The sequence below is a fragment of the Arthrobacter sp. 05T442 genome (genome assembly GCF_056395945.1).
On record NZ_JBFTKM010000005.1, the window covers coordinates 63314 to 80338 of the forward strand.

Annotated in this window: 13 protein-coding genes; 3 read left to right on the forward strand and 10 right to left on the reverse strand. The window is 69.0% G+C overall.

The genetic code is table 11. From position 1 onward, the window contains the following. The first annotated feature begins 2 nt into the window (after positions 1 to 2). Together AC1DES_RS07480 and fdhF are read left to right on the forward strand one after the other, a co-directional pair. On the forward strand, positions 3 to 1703 hold the full coding sequence (locus tag AC1DES_RS07480) for an NAD(P)H-dependent oxidoreductase subunit E (RefSeq protein WP_476895069.1): 1701 nt from the start codon (positions 3 to 5) through the stop codon (positions 1701 to 1703). Next, positions 1700 to 4366: a formate dehydrogenase subunit alpha gene (fdhF, locus tag AC1DES_RS07485; RefSeq protein ID WP_476895070.1), complete on the forward strand. Its 2667-nt coding sequence runs from the start codon at positions 1700 to 1702 to the stop codon at positions 4364 to 4366. Before AC1DES_RS07480 ends, fdhF begins: the two co-directional genes overlap by 4 nt. Before the next feature lie 62 nt (positions 4367 to 4428). On the opposite strand, the gene AC1DES_RS07490 is transcribed toward fdhF, so the two are convergent. The 10 genes from AC1DES_RS07490 to dxr all read right to left on the reverse strand — a co-directional run bounded on the left by AC1DES_RS07490 (position 4429) and on the right by dxr (position 15465). Further along, positions 4429 to 5841 (reverse strand): pyridoxal phosphate-dependent decarboxylase family protein, encoded by a 1413-nt coding sequence (locus AC1DES_RS07490; protein ID WP_476895071.1) that lies wholly within the window; start codon positions 5839 to 5841, stop codon positions 4429 to 4431. A 57-nt stretch (positions 5842 to 5898) separates the two neighbouring features. Then, a complete protein-coding gene (locus AC1DES_RS07495; protein WP_476895072.1) occupies positions 5899 to 6693 on the reverse strand; it encodes a sulfite exporter TauE/SafE family protein in 795 nt (264 codons plus the stop codon). A gap of 19 nt (positions 6694 to 6712) precedes the next feature. Then, positions 6713 to 8524 (reverse strand): proline--tRNA ligase, encoded by a 1812-nt coding sequence (locus AC1DES_RS07500; protein WP_476895073.1) that lies wholly within the window; start codon positions 8522 to 8524, stop codon positions 6713 to 6715. Between the two features lie 413 nt (positions 8525 to 8937). Further along, positions 8938 to 9825: a GNAT family N-acetyltransferase gene (locus tag AC1DES_RS07505; protein ID WP_476895181.1), complete on the reverse strand. Its 888-nt coding sequence runs from the start codon at positions 9823 to 9825 to the stop codon at positions 8938 to 8940. Then, a complete protein-coding gene (gene ispG, locus AC1DES_RS07510; RefSeq protein ID WP_476895074.1) occupies positions 9788 to 10954 on the reverse strand; it encodes a flavodoxin-dependent (E)-4-hydroxy-3-methylbut-2-enyl-diphosphate synthase in 1167 nt (388 codons plus the stop codon). The genes AC1DES_RS07505 and ispG overlap by 38 nt, the downstream gene beginning before the upstream one ends. A 47-nt stretch (positions 10955 to 11001) precedes the next feature. Further along, positions 11002 to 11295: a YciI family protein gene (locus AC1DES_RS07515; protein ID WP_476895075.1), complete on the reverse strand. Its 294-nt coding sequence runs from the start codon at positions 11293 to 11295 to the stop codon at positions 11002 to 11004. A 55-nt stretch (positions 11296 to 11350) separates the two neighbouring features. Continuing rightward, complete coding sequence (locus AC1DES_RS07520) at positions 11351 to 11845, reverse strand: hypothetical protein (protein WP_476895076.1); 495 nt, start codon at positions 11843 to 11845, stop codon at positions 11351 to 11353. Further along, on the reverse strand, positions 11842 to 12630 hold the full coding sequence (locus AC1DES_RS07525; RefSeq protein WP_476895077.1) for a MarR family transcriptional regulator: 789 nt from the start codon (positions 12628 to 12630) through the stop codon (positions 11842 to 11844). Before AC1DES_RS07525 ends, AC1DES_RS07520 begins: the two co-directional genes overlap by 4 nt. Positions 12631 to 12930: 300 nt before the next feature. Further along, positions 12931 to 14262, reverse strand: coding sequence for a M50 family metallopeptidase (locus AC1DES_RS07530; RefSeq protein WP_476895078.1), 1332 nt, complete (start codon positions 14260 to 14262; stop codon positions 12931 to 12933). An 18-nt stretch (positions 14263 to 14280) separates the two neighbouring features. Continuing rightward, positions 14281 to 15465, reverse strand: coding sequence for a 1-deoxy-D-xylulose-5-phosphate reductoisomerase (dxr, locus tag AC1DES_RS07535; protein ID WP_476895079.1), 1185 nt, complete (start codon positions 15463 to 15465; stop codon positions 14281 to 14283). Positions 15466 to 15558: 93 nt separating this feature from the next. On the opposite strand from dxr, the gene AC1DES_RS07540 reads away from it, so the two are divergent. Beyond that, a complete protein-coding gene (locus AC1DES_RS07540; protein WP_476895080.1) occupies positions 15559 to 17007 on the forward strand; it encodes a lipase maturation factor family protein in 1449 nt (482 codons plus the stop codon). Positions 17008 to 17025 lie beyond the last annotated feature (18 nt).

Consider the following 17025-nt stretch of genomic DNA (forward strand, 5'->3'; position numbering starts at 1 on the left):
GCATGCACGAGCCCCACCTCGAGTCTTCCGACGCCGTTGCCGGCAGGCGGCCGGGCAGGAACAATGACGATCCTTTCCTCCGGTACGCCGGGCGCTTCGACCGGCCGATCGCGGACGTGAGAGACAGGCTCCGGGCCTCCGGGGCAGTCCCCGCCGAGGTCGCCCGTTCGCTTGGGCTGCCCGCTGCCGCGGTCGAAGGCCCGGCGTCGTTCTTCGCCGATTTCTCCGCGCCCCGGGGCCGCCGGCACATCCGGGTGTGCGGGGCCGCGGCCTGCTTCGCCGCGACCGGGGGCGGGCATGTGGCGGAGGTGGGGGCGGCACTGGGTGTGGAGGCCGGGAGCCGGAGCGCGGACGGAGCCGTGTCCGTCCAGGAGGTGCGGTGCCTTGGCTACTGCTTTGCCGGCCCGGCGGCGCTCGACGGCGCGGAGGCCTGCGCCGGGGCCGATCTGGCCGCTCAACTGCAAGGATTGTCCCCGCGGCACGCCCCGCCTATCCCGGTCCACAGCGTCGGCCAGGTCCCTGTGGTGACGGCCGGGCTGCTGGGCGCGTCACAGCCGTGGTCGGTGTGGCCGGACGTCGTCGCGTCGGGCACGTCCGGGGATGTCCTCCGGCAGGTCGAATCCGCCCGGCTGAGGGGCCGGGGCGGGGCAGGGTTCCGGGCCGGGGCGAAGTGGCGGGCCGCGCTTGTCCACCCGGCACCCCGGGTGGTGGTGGCCAACGGCGCTGAGGGTGACCCCGGGTCCTATGCGGACCGCCTGCTGATGGAGCGGGACCCGCACCGCGTGCTCGAGGGCCTCGCCCTGGCCTGCTTCGCCATCCGCGCGGAGGCCGGCGTCGTGTTTGTCCGCTCAGAGTACCCGCACGCCTTCGCCCGGATGCAGGAGGCGGCCGTGGAGGCGCGGGAGGCCGGTCATCTCGGCACAGACATACGCGGCAGCGGCTTCACCCTGGAGATAGACGTGGTTGAAGGTGCCGGGTCGTACGTCTCAGGCGAGGAATCCGCGCTGTTGAACGGGCTCGAAGGGCTGCGCGGGGTGGTCCGGCCCCGGCCGCCGTACCCCACCGAGCGCGGACTCCACGGCCGGCCCACGGTGGTCAACAACGTGGAAACGCTCGCGGCGATCCCCTGGATCATCCAGCATGGTGGGCCGGCGTACGCGGCGATGGGAACCGCGGATGAGGCCGGCACCGTGGTTGCCTGCCTGTCCGAGAGATTCCTCCGCCCCGGCACGTACGAAGTGGAGATCGGCACCCCCCTCAGAGTGCTCGTGGAGGACCTTGGCGGCGGCCTGCGGGACGGGGCGGTCCTGCGGGCCCTTCAAATCGGCGGCCCCCTGGGCGGCTTCCTCGGCCCCGAAGACCTCGACATTCCGTTCAGCGACGCCGGCTTGTCCGGACATGGCGCAGCCCTCGGCCACGCCGGCATCGTTGCCTTCGACGACAGGCTAACCGGCCGGGACGTGCTGCGGAATCTGTGGGACTTTGCGGCGGCGGAGAGCTGCGGCCAGTGCTCCCCGTGCAGGGTCGGCGCATGGCGCGGCCGTGCTCTTTCGGACCTGCCCGACGGCCCCGACGTCCGGGGCGAACGCGCCCAGGTGCTGCGCAGCATGGCGGCGGGCAGCCTGTGCGCTTTCGGCCGCCGGGTGCCGGCCGCGGTGCGCAGCCTGGCCCGCGTCTACGGTTTGGCGGGGTGGCAGTCGTGAGGCTCGTGATAGACGGCCGTGAGGTCGAAGTTCCCGCCGGCGCGACGGTGCTCGATGCCGTCGGTGCGGCCGGCCTGGCCCTCCCGACGTTGTGCCATGACAACCGGCTCACCACTGTGGCCTCGTGCAGGACGTGCCTGGTGGACATCACCGGACGGGGTCCGGCGGCAGCCTGCAGCACCCCGGCGGAGGAAGGACTGCGTGTTTCGGTCGACGCATCACGGGAGCTGCGGCGCGACGCCTTGCAGGCCATCGTCGCAGCCCTGCCGCCCCGGGCTCTGGACGTTCCCGCCGACCGCAGCGAACTGGTCCGGCACTGCGCTGACTACGGAGTCACCGCCCTCCCCGGCTCCCCCGCCCCGCCCGAACGCGGGCTCGACCACTCGCACCCTTACGTCAAGCTGGACCGCGACTTGTGCATAGCCTGCGGCCGGTGCGTCCGCGCCTGCGCGGAGGTCCAGGGCACATTCGCCCTGACGCTCGTGGGCCGCGGGGCCGGCACGGTGGTCGCGCCGGGCACCGGCGGCCCGTGGGCGGAGTCCGACTGTGTCTCGTGCGGAGCGTGCGTGGATACCTGCCCCACGGGTGCGCTGTCCGAGCACGGGCTGCTGAATCTGCTGCCCATCGAGCGCCGGACCCTGACCACGTGCGGATACTGCGGGGTCGGCTGCAGCCTGGAAGTTTCCACCCGGGACAACGGGATCATGACCGTGCGCCCCGCGGCTGACGGATCGGTCAATCGCGGCCACGCCTGCGTCAAGGGACGCTTCGCGCATGGGTTCCTCGGTTCGGCCGACCGACTCAACACCCCGCTGATCCGCAGGGACGGAATCCTGACACCCGCGACGTGGGACGAGGCAACGGGCTACGTGGCCGCCAGGCTGAACGATATCCGGGCCGCCGACCCGGACGGCTTCGCTGTGATCTCCTCGGCCCGGGCGACGAATGAGGAGAATTACCTCGCCCAGAAGTTCGCCCGGGCGGTCATTGGGACGAACAACGTGGACAATTGCGCCCGGCTCTGCCACGCACCCTCGGCGGCCGGCCTGGCCGCCACGTTTGGCCTCGGTGGCGGAACGAATCCTTTCGATGACCTTGACCGGTGCGACGCCGTCCTCCTGGTCGGAGCCAACCCGACGGCGGCCCACCCCGTGGTCGGTTCCCGCATTTTCCAGCGGGTCATGGACGGCGCCCGCCTGGTGGTCGTGGATCCCCGCCGCACGTCCCTGGCCAGGCACGCCGACGTCCACCTTCGGCCGCAGCCGGGAACCAACGTGGCCGTCTTCAACGGACTCGCGCACATCCTCGTCCGTGAAGGGCTCGTCGATACGGACTTCCTCGAGGCGCACACCAGCGGCCACGAGGCCCTGCACGGATTGCTGGCCGACTACCCTCCTGAACGCGTGGCCGAAATCTCCGGCGTGGCCCCGGAGGACCTCGTCCGTGCGGCCCGGATCTACGGCCGGGCGCAGTCGCCGGCGATCTTCTACGGACTCGGGGTGACCGAACACCTGCACGGCACGGACGGAGTCCGGACCTTGTCCAATCTGGCGCTCCTCCGCGGCGCCGTGGGGCCGGGAGCCGGGGGCGGGGTGAACCCGCTTCGCGGTCAAAACAACGTCCAGGGCGCGTCGGACATGGGGGCCCTGCCCGATCTGCTGCCCGGCTACCAGAAAGTGACGGACCCGGCCGTGCGGTCCCGGTTCGCCGAGGCCTGGCAGGCCTCGCTGCCCGCTGGTCCGGGCCTTCGGATCCCGCAAATGTTTGCCTCCGCCCGGAGCGGGGCATTGAAGGCGCTGTGGGTGATCGGGGAGGACGTGCTGGCCACCGACCCGGACAGCACGTCGGTGCGGGCGGCCCTGGCTGCGTGCCCGCTCGTGATCTGCAACGATCTGTTCCTCTCCGAGACCGCTGCCGCGGCGGACGTCGTCTTTCCGGTGGCCGCGTGGCTGGAGAAGGAGGGCACGTTCGTCAACTTCGACCGGCGCTTCCAGCGGGTCCGGGCGGCGGTCGCGCCGCCGTCCGGTGCCCGCCCGGACTTCGCGGTGCTGCATGCCGTCGCTGCCCGGATGGGGGCACAGCTCGGATGTGCCACGCCGGCGGATGCAATGGCCGAATGCGCCGCAGTGGCGCCGCTCTTTGCAGGAATTTCCCACCGCCGGCTGGACCACGAAGGCCCGCTGCACTGGCCGTGCGAGTCTGCCGAATCGCCCGGAACGCCGCGGCTGTACGGGGATCGTTTCGCGACGCCGGACGGTCTGGCGCACCTCGCCGCCAGGCCCTACCTGCCGCCGGGCGAGCAGAGCGACGAGGCGTTCCCGTACCTGCTCATCACCGGCCGCAGGGCAGAGCACTACAACTCCGGCAGCATGACCCGGCGCACCGGGAACCTGCGCCTTCTCCCGGAGGAAACGGTCGACGTCGAACCCGGCGACGCGGCGGGTCTGGGCTTTCACGACGGCGACCGTGTCGAGCTCTCCAGCCGGCATGGCACGGCGGTGCTTCGCGTCCGGGTCACCGACGACGTCGAACCGGGCCAGGTGTTCGCGGGCTTCCATTTCCCCGGCGCTGCCGTCAACAACCTCACCTCCCCCGTGGAGGACGAGGTCACCGGCTGTCCGGAATACAAGCTGACCGCGGTCCGCCTGTCCGCGTGCCCCTGACGCGTGGGCGCCGGCAAGACGCAAGCGCGCCGGGGCGCTTCCCCTGTGATGCCTTCCGGGCCTCAGCCCCGCACCGCGGCCAGGGCGTCCCGGACCGCGCCGACGGCGACTGCCACGTCATCGTCGTCCGTGCTCCAGTTGCTGACCGAAATCCGAAGGATGTCGCGGTCCTGCCAGTGTGAGCCTGACATCCATACCCGGCCGTCGCCGATGATCCTTTCCGTCACGGCCCGCGTCAGGGCGTCGTCGCCGAAGGCGAGCGACACCTGGGTGTAGTCCACGTCGTTGAGCACCTCGACGCCGTCCAGGGTGGAGAGCTGCTCCGCCAGTTGCGAGGCCCGCCGGACCAGTTGACGGACCTGGGCCGTGATGCCCTCCCTGCCAAGCGATTTCATCGCCGCCCATACCGGCACCCCGCGCGCCCGCCGTGAGAGCTCCGGGACCTTTTCGTGCGGATCACCCGCTTTGTCCCCGGCTTCGATCAGGTAACTGGTGTGCACCCCCCTAGCCGAGCGCAGTGCCTGGGCATCCCGGACCACTGCGATGCCGGAGTCGTAGGGGACGTTGAGGGTCTTGTGCGCGTCCGTCCCCCAGGAGTCAGCCAGGCTGAGCCCGGCGGTGAGGGCCGAGAGTTCCGGGACGGCTGCCGCCCAGAGCCCGAAGGCACCGTCAACGTGCACCCAGGCGCCGTGCGCCCTGGCGACGGCGATCGCCTCGGCGAACGGATCGAATGCGCCCGAATGCAGGTTGCCGGCCTGCAGGCACACGAGCGCCGGGGCCGGACCTGGTCCGTCCGCTAAGCCCAGCGCGAGGTCCAGCGCGCAGTCCAGCTCCGCCGGGATGATGCGCCCCTGCCGGTCGGCCGGGACCGCCGCGGGCCGGCCCAGTCCCAGGTACCGCAGGGCGAGGTCCACCGAATCGTGCCGTTCCTGGCCCACGAAGCAGTGGATGCGGGGCGCGCCGGACAGGCCGTCGCGGTCGAGATCCCAGCCGGCGTCGGACATGAGGCGCCAGCGCGCTGCTGCGAGTCCGGCGAAGTTTGCCATTGTCGCGCCGGTGGTGAATCCGACGTCGGACTCTGCCGGGAGTCCGAGCAGTTCAAGAAGCCACTGTCCGGCTGCTTCTTCGATGGCCGCCGCGGCAGGGGACGCGTAGCGGAGCACCGCGTTCTGGTCCCACGCGCTGACCAGCCAGTCGGCTGCGAGGGCTGCCGGCAGGGTGCCCCCGATGACCCACCCGAAGAAACGGCCCGATGGCATGGCCATCAGGCCGGGCTCCGCTTTGGCCGCGAGATAGTCCACCACCTCCGCGGCAGGCATCCCCCCGCCGGGAAGTGGACCGCCGAAGTCCGCGGCAAGCTCCGCCGCTGTGACCTGCGGCCCTATATGGCGCGTTCCCTGGCTCTCGAGCCACCGGCGTGCGTGTCCGGCCGCTGCCTCCAGGGCATCCCCGTAAAGTTCCTCACCTGCTGACATAGCTGCATGCTACGCCGGCGGCTTCGAGACCGGGAGCCCCTGCCGTCTTCGGGATCGCTAGGCGAAGTTGTCCTGCCAGACGTCGGAGCCGAGCTTGAGGATGAGCGCCCCCACAACCACCAGGAACACGATCCGGATGAAGCGGCTGCCCTGCTTGACGGCTGTCCGGGCACCCAGGTAGCCGCCGGCCATGTTGGCCAGCCCGAGCATGAGTCCGAGCCCCCAAAGCAACGAGCCGTGCGGCAGGAAGAACAGCAGGGCGCCGGCGTTCGTGGCCATGTTGACGATCTTGGCTTTGGCGCTGGCCTCGAGGAAGGCGTAGCCCATGGCGGAGACGAGGGCGATGATCAGGAACGAGCCCGTTCCCGGACCGATCAGGCCGTCATAGAAACCGATCACGGCACCAATGAGGCAGGCGACCACATAGTGGCGATGGCCGTCATGGCGCAGCTTGGTCAGCTCACCGACGTTGGGCCGGAAGGCCGTGAACAGCGCGACGGCAACCAGCGCCGCAACGATGATCGGTTTGAACACACTCGACGGCAGGGTGGCCGCTATCACCGCCCCGCCGAAGCTGCCGGCCAGGGCAATCACCGCCATGGGCACGGCGGTGCGCAGATCCGGTCGGACGCGGCCGTAGTAGGTTACCCCGCTGGTCGTGGTGCCGAAGATGGACCCCATCTTGTTGGTGGCCAGCGCCTGCACCGGGCTGATGCCCGGCACCAGGAGCATCGCGGGGAGCTGGATCAGTCCCCCGCCGCCGACGACTGCGTCCACCCAGCCGGCCGCGAAGCCGGCCACCACGATGAGGATGACGGTGCTGAGCTGGATCGACTCCAGTCCGGAAATCACGTCTGGGATGGGTAGCGGGTCAGCTGTTGCGGACGGCGTTGACTACGTAGTCAACAGCCTTCTCCACAGCCACGTTCTCGGCATTCCCGCTGCGGCGGTCCTTGATCTCCACGACGCCGTCCACCAGCCCGCGCCCGACGGCGAGGATGGTGGGCACTCCGACGAGCTCAGCGTCGCCGAACTTCACGCCCGGGGAAACCTTGGGGCGGTCGTCGTAGATAACCTCGAGGCCGGCGGCTTCGAGTTCCAGGGACAGCTTCTCCGCTGCGGCGAAGATCTCCTCGCCGCGGCCGACGGCCACGACGTGGACATCTGCAGGGGCGACGGCGCGCGGCCAGACGAGGCCCCTGTCGTCGTGGTTGGACTCGGCCAGGGCAGCCACGGCACGGGTCACGCCCACCCCGTAGGAGCCCATCGTGACGACGACCTGCTTGCCGTTCTGGTCCAGGACCTTCAAGTCCAGGGCTTCCGCGTACTTGCGGCCGAGCTGGAAGATGTGGCCCATTTCGATGCCGCGGGCCGTTTCCAGCGGGCCGGAACCGTCAGGGGCCTCGTCGCCGGCGCGCACCTCGGTGCACTCGATGACGCCGTCCCAGCCAAAGTCGCGGCCCGCGACGAGCCCAAAGACGTGCTTGCCGGCCACGTTGGCGCCCGTGATCCAGGTGGTGCCGCTGACCACGCGGGGATCGACGAGGTAGAGCAGTTTGGCGGCGCCCTCGGTGCCCAGCAAGGGCGCGTCGAGGGACAGACCGGGTCCGAGGTAGCCCTTGACGATGAGGGGGTGCTTCTTCAGGTCGTCCTCGCCGGCGGCTTCGAGGGTGATCTCGCCGGCCATCGGGAGGAAGGATCCGATGTTCGCTTCGACCCTCTTGAGGTCCACGGCACGGTCACCGGGCAGGCCGATGACGACGATCTGGCGTTCGCCGGTCGGCAGCGTCACGGCGAGCACGACGTTTTTCAAAGTGTCGGCGGCGGTCCAGGCACCTCCGGCGGCCCCGGCACGGGGAACGATGGCATTGGCGGCGTCGACAAGGGTGTCAATGGTCGGCGTGTCCGGGGTATCGCGGACCTCCGCGGCCGGGGCATTGCTGAAGTCAATGTCCGCGGGCACGACCGTTGTGACGGCCTCGACGTTGGCCGCGTAGCCGCCGGCGGAGCGCACGAACGTGTCCTCGCCGATCTCGGTGGGGTGCAGGAATTCCTCGCTCTTGGACCCGCCCATGGCGCCTGCGGTGGCTTTCACCGGAAGGACCTCAAGGCCGAGGCGTTCGAAGATCTTCAGGTAGGCCCCGCGGTGCGCCGCGTAGCTGGCGTCCAGCCCGGCGTCGTCGACGTCGAAGGAGTAGGAATCCTTCATGATGAACTCGCGGCCGCGCAGCAGGCCGGCCCGGGGACGGGCCTCATCGCGGTACTTGTTCTGGATCTGGTAAATGCTCAGCGGCAGGTCCTTGTAGGAGGAGTACAGGTCCTTGACCAGCAGCGTGAACATTTCCTCGTGGGTCGGCGCCAGGAGGTAGTCGTTGCCCTTGCGGTCCTTGAGCCGGAAGATGCCCTCGCCGTACTCGGTCCAGCGGTTGGTGGCCTCGTAGGGTTCCTTGGGCAGCAGGGCCGGGAAGTGCACTTCCTGCGCCCCGATGGCGGACATTTCCTCGCGTATGACCTGCTCCACCTTGCGCAGCACGCTCAGCCCCAGCGGCAGCCACGTGTAGATGCCCGGAGCGGCGCGCCGGATGTATCCGGCCCGGACCAGGAGCCGGTGGCTGGCCACCTCGGCATCGGCAGGATCTTCACGGAGGGTGCGCAGGAACAGCTTGGAGAGTCGAAGGACCACAGGTGGGGTATCCGTTTCTGGGGAAGTGCGGGCAAAACTGGGAAAACCGGCAAGAACCGGGGAAAACGTCCAGGTACTAATCTACCGCCAAGAATCCGCCTTCCGACCGCCGGGGCGGAGCCCGGACCCTCCCCTGGCCGCCCGTCCGGACCTTTCCCGGATGCAGAAGAGCCACGCCATGGCGGGTGGAAGCCCCTGGCCGTTTCCGGCTGGTCATCCTGTCATGGCGTGGCTCTGCGGCCCCCAGTACCGCCGGATCTCCGGCTGTGAGCTACTTGGTGGTGCCATAACGGGCGTGTCCAGCCCTGGAGAATTTCCGGGACCGCACGCGCCCACGCGACACGGCTAGGAAGAATCTATGTGACGCGCGCCCCGGAAACAAGAGTTCGCATCCGGTTACTTTTCCGCCGCAGTCAGAAAAGGACCGTGGCGAACGTGCCCACCTGGTGGAACCCCACCCGTTCGTAGGTGGCCCGGGCCTTGGCGTTGAAGCCGTTGACGTAGAGGCTCGTGACGGGGGCAAGGGTCTGGGCCTGGACCACGACGGCGGCCATATAGCCTGCGCTGAGTCCCAGGCCGCGGAATTCGGGGTTCATCCAGACGCCCTGGATCTGTGTGACCTCCGGTGTCACGGCCCCGAGTTCGGCCTTGAAGACGACCTCGCCGGCCTGGTTCAGGTGCACGAGCGAGTGTCCCTGGCGGATCAGTGCCTTCACGCGGCGGCTGTAGTATTCCCTCCCGCCAAGGTAGGGCGAGTAGCCGACTTCTTCCTCGAACATCGCAGCACATGCAGGCAGGATCTTGTCGAAGTCCGCGAGGTCGCCAAACCCCAAGGCCGCGTTCGGCCGGACTGCGGGCGGCCCCGTGATGGTCATCAGTGGCTGGTCGTCGCGGACTTCGTGCGCCGTCTGGCCGAGCTGTTCCTGCGCGGCGTAGATGGCCATCACCGTTTCCGCAGGGCCGAAGACCGAGGCGTAGCGGCGCCCCGACCGGTGGGCAGCCATGGCAACGAGCCCCGCGAATTCCGGGTCCAGTTGCACCGGGACCAGGTTCGCGCCGGCCCAGCACGCACCGATGAGGGCGCCGCCGTCGAACACGCCGAGGATGTTGGCGCCCCCGGTCGTCGGGGACGCCGTCCCGGCGGTCTCCAGATGGGACAGGATGAAGACATTGGCGACGGCGTCCTGCCCGGCCAGTGCCAGCAACTGTGCGGTGTCCGAGCTCCCCAGAACACGGACTGTGACGCCGGAAGCGGCGCCGTCCCTACGAGACGCTAACCACGGGGCTACCCTTGACAGCATCTTCGCCATCGGCCTCCCCCATCTCTTCAGCGATACGCATGGCCTCTTCGATCAGTGTCTCAACAATCTGGTCCTCGGGGACAGTCTTGATGACCTCGCCCCGCACGAAGATCTGGCCCTTGCCGTTGCCGGACGCCACGCCGAGGTCCGCTTCACGGGCCTCGCCCGGGCCGTTCACGACGCAGCCCATGACCGCGACCCGCAGGGGGATCTCCATGCCTTCGAGTCCCGCGGTGACCTGCTCGGCGAGCGTGTAGACGTCCACCTGGGCGCGGCCGCAGGACGGGCAGGAGACAATCTCCAGCTTGCGCGGGCGCAGGTTGAGCGACTGCAGGATCTGGTTGCCCACCTTGATTTCCTCCACCGGCGGCGCGGAGAGGGAGACGCGGATGGTGTCGCCGATGCCGCGGGAGAGCAGGGCGCCGAACGCCGTGGCGGACTTGATGGTGCCCTGGAACGCCGGTCCGGCCTCAGTGACGCCGAGGTGCAGCGGCCAGTCGCCCTTTTCTGCCAGCATCTCGTACGCGGCGACCATGATGACCGGGTCATTATGCTTGACCGAGATCTTGAAGTCGTGGAAGCCGTGTTCCTCAAACAGGGACGCTTCCCAGACGGCGGATTCCACCAGCGCTTCCGGGGTGGCCTTGCCGTATTTCTTCAGGATGCCGGGCTCAAGCGAACCGGCGTTGACGCCGATCCGGATCGAAGTGCCGTGGTCCTTGGCCGCGCGGGCGATTTCCTTGACCTGGTCATCGAACTTGCGGATGTTGCCGGGGTTCACGCGCACAGCGGCGCAGCCCGCCTCGATGGCGGCGAAGACGTACTTCGGCTGGAAGTGAATGTCCGCAATCACGGGGATTTGGGACTTCCTGGCAATGATCGGCAGCGCCGCCGCGTCGTCAGCAGACGGGCAGGCTACGCGAACGATGTCGCAGCCGGAGGCCGTGAGTTCGGCGATCTGCTGCAGGGTGGCGTTGATGTCGGTGGTGGGCGTCGTGGTCATCGACTGGACGCTGATCGGGGAATCGGAGCCGACGCCGACGGAACCCACCTTGATCTGCCGCGTTTTCCTGCGGGGGGCAAGGACGGGCGGCGGCGCTGACGGCATTCCCAGGCTGACCGAGGTCACATGGACTCCTAATATCGAAGTATCGAAGGTCTGTAAGGGGGTAAAGGCTACGCGGCGTGCTCGGCCAGGAGGCCGGTCACGGGTGCCCACACGGTGGTGCGTGTGCCGGAAATCGCGCCGGCTGCCGCGAACGGGTCCTGCTTGAGGAGCTCGTTCAGGGCCGTCTCATCGGCTGCCTTGAAGATCAGGAGGGCGCCGGCGCCGTCCCCATAGGGGCCGCTGGCGAGCAGCGCGCCGTCCTGGGCAAGTCCCGCAGTCCATTCGCGGTGCGCAGGGCGGCTGGCGTCGCGGGCCTCGGAAGATTCGGCGTCGTAAACGTACTCCACAGCAAAAACAGTCATACGGATACACTATCTCCCTGCCTGCCCGGTTCCCATCCGGGCCACGTTGGAGCGCTCAGCCGGGGAAGAGAACCTTGGCCAGCCCCGCGATACCTGCTGCCCACAGCATCGACGCGAGAGTTCCGATGATGAACCGTTCGGCCGCCACCGGTGTGGCCTTCAGTTCGGCGAAACGGCCAAGACCCTTGATGGCCACCACGTAGGCAATGGCCACGGGCTGTCCGGCGAGGATGGCGAAGCAGACCGCCAGCCGCTCGAGGACACCGATGATCGCGCCGCCCCGCAGGATGCGTGCACTGGCAGCGTCGGTCGACTCAGCCGCCGGCTCCGGCCGGGCTTCCGACGGCGGGTCCGCCTGCGATACGGTTTGCGGGGACCCGGGGTCAACGGTGACGTCGGCCGAGGGGTCCTCCGCGGCGTCAACGACGGCAGCGTCGGCAGCGTCGGCCCTGTCGTCGATGGTCCGGGCCAGCCGGAAGACCAGGGCCGTGACCGGCCAGCCGGCAAAGCCGGCGATGAGCAGTGCCAGGGTGATCCAGAGGACGTTCACCTGTTTCCTTCCGCGCTGTTGACCCGGGGGCGCGGGGTGCCGGCGCCGCGATTGCCAGCATCCGCATCCGCCAAACCGTCCGTGCCCGTGACCAGGCCGTGGGCCAGTGCCAGCAGCATTTCCGCAGCCGGCCTTGCCGCCCATTCTTCCTGCCAGCCCGACCGCAGCAGCGCACGGCTCACCGACTGCTCCGTGATTCCGAGTTTCCGGGCCGCGATTTTCTGCGTCCCGTGCGTGCCGGAGTGGCCGTGCTGCACCGAGCGCAGCTCATCGACCACCTTCCATTGCGCCGCGGTCCGGTCCTGGACCAGCCGTCCGATCAGCCGGAGCACGGCCTCGGCATTGGCACATGCCCTGCTTCCCGCCGATCCTTCGCCCGGTCCGCGCGCAGGGCCGTCCTCCGCCGTTGGGGCAGAGGGCGGCGCCCCTGCCCGTCCCGGACCGCCGGCAATCACGGAGAGCGGCACATGCGCGGCGGCGGACTTGGCCCGGTCCACGGCCAGCCGGGCAGCCACGAAGGCGGGCCCGGAACCTTCCCGGGGGCTGGCCGGCAGCGGCTCGTCTACGGCTCCCACACCGATCCCGACGTACCAGCGGCCGCTGCGCAGGGCGTGCAGGGCGATTTCGACCACTTCGTCCGGGCGTTCAACCACGCCTTGGACCTCGTCGCCGACGGAGCGCTCGAAGCGGCCGGCGGTGGAGAGCGTAGCCAGGTCGGAGAGCAGGCCGGGAACGCGGTCGACGTCGGAAGTGCTGCCGCGCTGGTCGATGGTCATGACGTACATAGGTCAACCCTAGGAGGTCTATTTTGATAAATCAATCGTTTTCAACTGATTAGTGAAAGTCAGCCGAAATAAGCTAATAACGATGAATCAGTGCTATCCGGTTGGACCGCCTTGCTGGGGGCATCTGGCCGTCCGGGCATACCCGGCGCCGTCCGGGGGCACTTTGACACGAAACGCCGGGCGCCGTCGCAGATTTCGACGCCGGTCCGCGGCAAAAGTGCCCCCGGACCGCGGGGATAAGCGCCCGGTCAGCCACCCCCTCGGGCCAACGAACGGAAGCCCGGACCAAGGGCCGGGGGCTCAGCCGAAGAGGTTGACGGGTTTGACGATGTCCGCGTAGATCAGCAGCGCGCTCATGCCCATCAGCAGCACAGCCACGACGTAGGTCACCGGGAGCATCTTGGCGATGTCGAAGGCACCTGGATCGGGGCGGCCGAACAGCTTGGCAATCCGGCGCCGGGCCCCCTCATACAGCGCTCCGGCCACATGGCCGCCGTCGAGCGGCAGCAGCGGTACGAGGTTGAAGACGGCCAGGGCGAAGTTGAGGCCGGCCAGCAGTCCCACCAGGGCGGCAAACCGCGACTGCAGCGGAACGTCCTCCATGGCGGCGACCTCACCGGCCACGCGGCCGACGCCCACCACGCTGATGGGGCCGTTGGGGTCCCGGGGCTCCTCGCTGAACGCCGCTTTCGCCACACCCGATACGCGGGCGGGCAGGTTCACGATCACGCCGGCCACCTGCTTGATGTTTTCCCCTGCCATCGGCAGCACCGCCGACGCCGGCTGCGGGACGAGGGCCGTCTGGGCGCCGATGCCCAGGAACCCGACGTCCTGGTACTGGAGCTTTCCGCCGGAATCCTTGGTCTGGCGGCCGTCGGCACCAATCACCGGACGCGAGGAAAGTACCGGGGTGACAGTGCCGGTGACGGAAGCGCCGTCGCGCGTCACCGTAATGCTGACTTGCTTGCCCGCCGACGCACGGATCCAGCCGGTGAGTTCGTCCCAGCTGGTGACGGCCTTGCCGTCAAAGGAGGTGATGACGTCGTTCGGCTTCAGCCCGGCGGCGGCCGCGGGGGTGAGCTTGCAGTCCGCGGAATTCGGGTCAACGGTCTCCCCCGCCTTGACCTGGCACTTGGAGACATCGGCGATGGTGGTGGTCTGCGCCGCAACGCCGAACCCCATGAGCAGCACGGCCGTCAGCACAACGCCGATCAGCACGTTCATGGCCGGCCCGCCCAGCATGATGATGACTTTCTTCCAGACCGCCAGCCGGTAGAAAACACGGTTCCCGTCCTCGGGGCCGACTTCCTCGTGGGCCAGGGACCGGGCGTCGGAGGCGAGGGACTGGAACATGCCGGTGCTGGACGGCCGGACCGTCCCGTCCTCTTTGTTCGGCGGGTACATGCCGATCATGGAGACGTAGCCGCCCAGCGGGATGGCCTTGAAGCCGTATTCGGTCTCGCCCCGGCGCGTGGACCAGAGGGTCGGTCCGAAGCCGATCATGTACTTGGTCACCCGGACCTTGAAGAGCTTGGCCGGCAGCAGGTGCCCCACCTCATGCAGGGCTATGGACACGGCGATGCCGATCGCCACGAAGACGACACCGAGAATAAAGAGGAGGACGGGGCTCATGCGTTGATCTGCTGCTTCCTAGACGCTCTTGACGGCTAAACGTTCGTGGGTGCGGGCGCGTGCCCACCGTTCAGCATCCAGCACGGACTCCACCGTCAGCCCGGAGGATCCTGTGTGTTCGCTGAGTACGGCTTCGATCGTATCCACGATGTCCATGAAGCGGATGCGGCCGGCGTGGAACGCCATCACGGCCTCCTCGTTGGCGGCGTTGAAGACGGCCGGGTAGGTGCTCCCCCGTTGTGCGGCAGCCTTCGCGAGGCCGACGGCGGGGAACGCCACGGTGTCCAGCGGCTCGAAGGTCCAGCTGGTGGCCTTGCTCCAGTCGCAGGCTTGGGCGGCCTGGGGCACGCGGTCGGGCCAGCCGAGGCCCAGGGCGATGGGGAGGCGCATGTCCGGCGGGGAGGCCTGGGCGATCGTGGAGCCGTCGACGAACTGGACCATCGAGTGGACCACCGACTGCGGGTGGACGACGACGTCGATCCTCTCCAGCGGGATGTCAAAGAGCAGGTGGGCCTCAATGACTTCCAGGCCCTTGTTCACCAGGCTGGCGGAGTTCGTGGTGACCATAAGGCCCATGTCCCAGGTGGGGTGCGCGAGTGCGTCCTGCGGCGAGACGTCGTGCAGCTCTTCGCGGGTCTTGCCGCGGAACGGGCCGCCGGAGGCGGTCAGGACCAGCCGGTCCACCTCTGCGGGCGTGCCGGAGCGCAGGCACTGGGCAATCGCGGAGTGTTCTGAATCCACCGGGACGATCTGGCCCTCGCGGGCCGCGGCCTTGACCAGCGCGCCGCCCACGATCAGGGATTCCTTGTTGGCCAGGGCCAGGGTGGCCCCGGATTTGAGGGCGGCCAGGGTCGGGGCCAGGCCGATGGAGCCGGTGATGCCGTTGAGCACGACGTCGGCCTCGATTTCCGCGATGCGCGTCGACGCGTCCGGGCCGGCCACGATTTCCGGGCGGTAGCCGATCAGCCCGGCCGCGCGGGCCGCGTCGTCAATCAGCCCGTGGAGGGCGGAGGCATCCCCGGTGGCGACGCCGACCGCCTGGGCGCGGGTGTGCACGGCCTGCCGCGCCAGGAGTTCGAGGTTGCCGCCGCCGGCGCTCAGTGCCACGACCTCAAAAAGGTGCGGGGCGCCGTCGACGACGTCCATCGCCTGCGTGCCGATGGAACCGGTGGACCCGAGGAGGACGATCTTGCGCGGCTGCATGGCTTAAGTATCCCGCACGGCTTGGGTGAGGTGAGTTCTCGCGGACCGCCGCAGCACGTTGACGCCCCCGCCGGCAGGCGTAACGTGGGGATCGTGGAGTGGACGGCCTGGTTTGACGCGCCGGAGTACGAGTTCGCCCGGCAGGTGCTGCAGCGCGGCGTCGCCTTGCTCTACTTCGTGGCGTTCCTGTCCTCGCTCAACCAGTTCCCCGCCCTGCTCGGCGAGCGCGGGCTGCTTCCGGTGCCGGATTTCCTCGAAGGCTTCAGCCGCCTGCGCCGGCCCTCCCTGTTCCGGTGGCGCTACTCGGACCGTCTCCTCCGGGGCGTGTGCTGGGCCGGGCTTGGCATCGCCGCGGCCCTTGTCGCGGGACTCCCCCAGCTCGGGCCGCCGTGGGTCCCGCTGCTTGCCTCCCTGGCCCTGTGGCTGCTGTACATGTCGATCGTCAACGTGGGACAGACGTTCTACGGCTTCGGCTGGGAAATGCTGCTGCTCGAAGCGGGTTTCACGGTTGCCTTCCTCGGCTCCGACCAGACTCCCCCGCCGCGGACCATCCTGATCCTGCTGGCGTGGCTGGTGTTCCGCCTGGAATTCGGCGCCGGCATGATCAAGATCCGGGGCGGCCGCGAATGGCGGGACCTGACGGCGCTGTACTACCACCATGAGACGCAGCCGATGCCCGGGCCGCTGAGCCGGCAGGCCCATCTGCTGCCGAAGTCCTTCCACCGCCTGGAGGTCCTGGGCAACCATTTCGCCCAGCTGGTGGTGCCGTTCTTCCTCTTTGCCCCGCAGCCGCTGGCCGGCGCCGCGGCGGGGATCATCATCTTCACCCAGCTCTGGCTCGTGGCCAGCGGGAACTTTGCCTGGCTCAACTGGATGGCGATCCTGCTGGCCTTTGCGGCAGTCAGTGACCCGGTGGCGCACGCGGTGCTGCCGGCCGTCCCCGTGGCCGGGGACGGCCAGGGTGCGCAGTCCCCTTTGTGGTGGCTGGCAGTGGTCCTGGCCGCCACCGTGTTGCTGGTGGTGCTCAGCTACCGCCCGGTCGAGAACCTGCTCTCCCACTATCAGCTGATGAACGCCAGCTTCAACCGCTGGCAGTTGGTCAACGCCTACGGCGCCTTCGGCACGGTCACGAAGAGGCGGATCGAGATCGTGGTGGAGGGCACCCTGTCGGCGGACCCGGACGACGACTCGGCCTGGCGCGAGTACCGTTTCCGGGGAAAGCCCGGGGATCTCCGCCGCATCCCGCGCCAATGGGCCCCCTACCACCTGCGGCTCGACTGGCTGATGTGGTTCCTGCCGCTGCGCACCGTACACGTGGCATGGTTCTACGCCTTCCTGGCCAAGCTGCTGGAGGCGGACCGGCCCACGCTGCGGCTGTTGCGCGATGATCCGTTCGACGGCGAGCGCCCCCGCTGGGTGCGGGTCCGCAGCTACCTCTACCGATTCTCCACCAGGGCCGAGTTCCGAGAGACGGGCCAGCGGTGGATCCGGATCCTGCTGCAGGAGTCGATCCCGCCGTCATCCTTGCGTCCGCCAGGCTGACGGCATCCTTGCCGCCGG

Coding starts and splice junctions, on each gene's coding strand:
- AC1DES_RS07530 (WP_476895078.1), bottom strand. CDS start 14,262: ATGAGCCCCGTCCTCCTCTTTATTCTCGGTGTCGTCTTCGTGGCGATC.
- AC1DES_RS07505 (WP_476895181.1), bottom strand. CDS start 9,825: ATGCTGTCAAGGGTAGCCCCGTGGTTAGCGTCTCGTAGGGACGGCGCC.
- AC1DES_RS07480 (WP_476895069.1), top strand. CDS start 3: ATGCACGAGCCCCACCTCGAGTCTTCCGACGCCGTTGCCGGCAGGCGG.
- AC1DES_RS07490 (WP_476895071.1), bottom strand. CDS start 5,841: ATGTCAGCAGGTGAGGAACTTTACGGGGATGCCCTGGAGGCAGCGGCC.
- AC1DES_RS07515 (WP_476895075.1), bottom strand. CDS start 11,295: ATGACTGTTTTTGCTGTGGAGTACGTTTACGACGCCGAATCTTCCGAG.
- dxr (WP_476895079.1), bottom strand. CDS start 15,465: ATGCAGCCGCGCAAGATCGTCCTCCTCGGGTCCACCGGTTCCATCGGC.
- AC1DES_RS07525 (WP_476895077.1), bottom strand. CDS start 12,630: ATGTACGTCATGACCATCGACCAGCGCGGCAGCACTTCCGACGTCGAC.